The 3,236-nt window shown below is 55.5% G+C and carries 2 protein-coding genes; both read right to left on the bottom strand.

The genetic code is table 11. The annotated features are described in order from the left end of the window. Positions 1 to 1,446 precede the first annotated feature (1,446 nt). Positions 1,447 to 2,430: a HipA domain-containing protein gene (locus DFO58_RS00150; protein WP_286163379.1), complete on the bottom strand. Its 984-nt coding sequence runs from the start codon at positions 2,428 to 2,430 to the stop codon at positions 1,447 to 1,449. A gap of 97 nt (positions 2,431 to 2,527) precedes the next feature. After that, on the bottom strand, positions 2,528 to 2,728 hold the full coding sequence (locus DFO58_RS00145) for a helix-turn-helix transcriptional regulator (RefSeq protein WP_053797145.1): 201 nt from the start codon (positions 2,726 to 2,728) through the stop codon (positions 2,528 to 2,530). Positions 2,729 to 3,236 lie beyond the last annotated feature (508 nt).

The raw sequence follows: 3,236 nt of genomic DNA, 5'->3' as shown, positions 1-3,236 counted from the left end.
CGGCTCGTGGCGACAAGGAAAAACTATACACGGGTTGTCGGGGGTCTGCAAATCGGCGGGGTGCTGCGGGGCGGTGAGCGTGGACACATAAAAACGAGGCCATTTCTGGATCCCGATAATCGATGTTTTTTGTATGCCCATAGGCGCAGGAAGCAATAACGAGCCCAGTCGACTGATGGGCAGCAATCTACAGTGTGGATTCCGCCCGACCCCGGGCCGGCCCTTTCACGCTCCTGGAATCACCTTCCGGAAACTTGCGAAACGTCCTTGCCAGCGAAGGCCCATAAGACTCCCAACCGTTCACGTCGTTGTTGTGGACTCCCACCCCGTGCACGACAGCCTGCTGCATCTGGGGAGCCTGTATTAAGATCCCTGCTTCCAATGATTTTGATGGGGCAATCTTAGGCAGTCTCAATATTGCACCAGTACTTCGCCGCGCTCTGCCCAAACTTCAGTCACGGTGCAGAGCTCATGATCGTTCTTCCAAACGACCTTGCCAATTCTGCGCAGTTGCAATATCTCGTAGTACATCAGTTCTGCTGGCACCGGCATTCTGGCAACCCGCCAACACCTGTGAGCGCCCGGCAGCATCTATTGATCGGGTTGCTTCCGCCGCGGTTCGAAGTCAAGAGCCTCCGGTTGCCGGAGCTGCAGTTACCCGCAGGGAACCACGACTGGCTCACTCGAACGTACTTTCGATCCGTCTACTTGCAAAGGTATGGTTGGCAAGACGGAGTATGGCATGTGGCTGGAAGCGAAGCGTGCGGGCCTGCTGTGCTTCCGATAGCCGGCGCTGCCCATCGGAGCGAAAGGCTTCTAGAACCTCTGTTGCCCGTTCAGCGCCAGCTTCAGACCAAGGCGCGTAAATTAGTCTCGGCCCTACCATAGGTAGAACGCCGTGGCCTTCTGGGCAACATGCTGGACGATTTCCCCTGCAGTTTGCAGATATTCACACCGATAAGAGGTCTTTGACCGTTGCCTGCCCTCAGGCCAGCAGATCTGCCGTGATGCGGGTTCGATGGTAATGCATGAGCGAAAGAGTGTGCTAGCTCGGCGAAGGCAACGTATGGCGTGAACCTGGATTCCCGGCCAACAACAGGTGTGCATGCAAACTAGTGTTCGCCAACGCTCGGTCATTCAGTTTTGTGGACACCACTCGTCCAAGGAACGCCAGTATGGGGCGAGCAACCGTTCCGCCTTCGCGCCACAGCAGGATCAACGATGAAACTGGCTACCTCTGCCCAAGACTGCTCGTTTGGCTACGAACGAGCCAAGAGAACTAGCGCCCGAAGAAGATTTCCCGAGAATAGCACCGAGCATGTAACGACTGATGCTTCAGCTGACTGCTAGCCGGCGAAAACGCAGCTCCCTTTGTGTCCCGCGTAGAGGAGATCCACTGAAAGGAAGCGCGCTCAGGTCGATGCTGTTCGCTGCCCTCAGGGCCAGCTAGTTTGCGGAAGCTGCGGCTTTATCGGTCAGGCCGAGTACCCGCGCAAACTCTTCCCAGTGCTTACGGCGGAGGTTCTTTGTCTTGCCCGCAACCGTGAGGGCCAATGTATCGTCGCCATAGATTAAAGTGCACGGAACATCGTAAATTGGTGCAATCGCGAAGCGTCCGTCTTGGCCAGCCAGCATGGATACGTTCTTTCCATGTAAGTCACCGTTGCCACTGAGCCATGCGAAGAGAAACTGAATGTAGAGGTTCCTCTTGGCAAGGAGTGGAGCGTGCCAATTCCGAGCCAGGGCTTCGGATACTTCCTCGGAGGTTACCAAGTACTTCGCGCTCGGTGGAGGGTTCAGCACCTGCGTAGCGTCATCCAATGCCAACTTCTTCGATCCAGATACACCAGCTCTGTACACTCTGCCGAAACGTTCAACCAGCAGTCCTCCAAGTTGATGCGCGTCATGGACCAGCTTGCTCTTCACGACAGGGAGTTTCAGAAACCTTGCTGCAGCGAGAGGTGCTGCTTCATTTACGATGAGATGTGGATGATCGCGTGGATCCAATTTGAGCATGTATGCATTCCCAGCCAATGACATCGGCGTAGTAAGCATCGTGGCGCTGATCTTTTCCTGAACCCCAGGAATTGAGTGCAGATCAAGCGACTTCGCCAAGGCTGTGAAGTCCAGTTCAGAAGGTTTCAAAAATTCTGCAAGTGCCGGCGGTTGCGTCAGCGCTGTTCCGGCAGGGACGATGCTGACGTTGCCCGGTGTATCCGCCCCTACGATCATGAGCAGTGTCAGCTCGTCTGACATGCTCGTCTTAGTCGCATGCTTCAGCACTGTGAGCCTGTGACCCTCAGGAAGCATCCCTGAGAAGAAGGAGGGAAGGGCACCCCGTGCGCCGGTATACAGCCCTTCGCGGGTCGGCAACGAGGATGCAATGCGCGGTGCACCCGAAGCCAAATATGAGTCGGAGTAGGAGAACACCACGCTGCCGTCTTGACGTCGAACTAGCTTCCCGGCAATACATCCTCGTAGTAGACATCCGCCTCTTGTACTTGTTTGAGATCCTGAAGTTCGTAGGTCACTTCTCCACCATGAGCTTTATTCCCAATACGGATGCAGTTGAAACAACGGCGCTAAAAGATGGGTTGCCCTGCCCACTTTCCATCGATCTCAATGTTCGTTCAGAAATTCCAGTCAGGTCGGCAAGCTGTTCCTGAGTAAGGCCGTTCTCCTTACGCACTGATTGAATCACTGCGCCGATCTCCGACAATGAACTCATGAGAATCTCCAGACCGGCAGAATATCGCCGTAAGTAGCAGTCCTAATCATCATAGCCTCAAGGGGTAAACAATTCGGTAGAATACTGCCGAATTAGCATCGCCAACTCAAGGTTCATAGATTTCGACTAGCTAATCAGCAGAATACTGTCAACATAAGCTCCGCAGCTTGAGAGGCCGAGTCCCGGTATTGGACAACTCGACACAGGGCACTAAAAGTTAACCTTGCAGCTGAACTCCGCTTATACAGGAAAACGGGGGAACTTCTGCTCCTCCACTACCCGACTGCCTTGCCCCACGCCATCCCCACGGGGCCGGCCGCAGGACAGCACCCCAAACCGCCCAGAAGGCACCGCGCCGCCACCGAAAACCCCCGCTTAAACAACAAAACGGGGGAGCCACCGCTCCCCCACCAGCCGGCCACCCCGCCGGCCAGGCGCCCAAGCACCGGCCGGGTTAAACAGCAGAAGGCCCCAACACTGTTGGAGCCTCCCACTTCTCAAGTTAAGT

The sequence above is a fragment of the Arthrobacter sp. AG1021 genome (assembly GCF_003633665.1).
In the GTDB taxonomy this organism is placed as follows: Bacteria; Actinomycetota; Actinomycetes; order Actinomycetales; family Micrococcaceae; genus Glutamicibacter; species Glutamicibacter soli.
The sequence above is the reverse complement of the archived record's forward strand: the minus strand, read 5'-3'. Positions and strand labels throughout refer to the sequence as shown.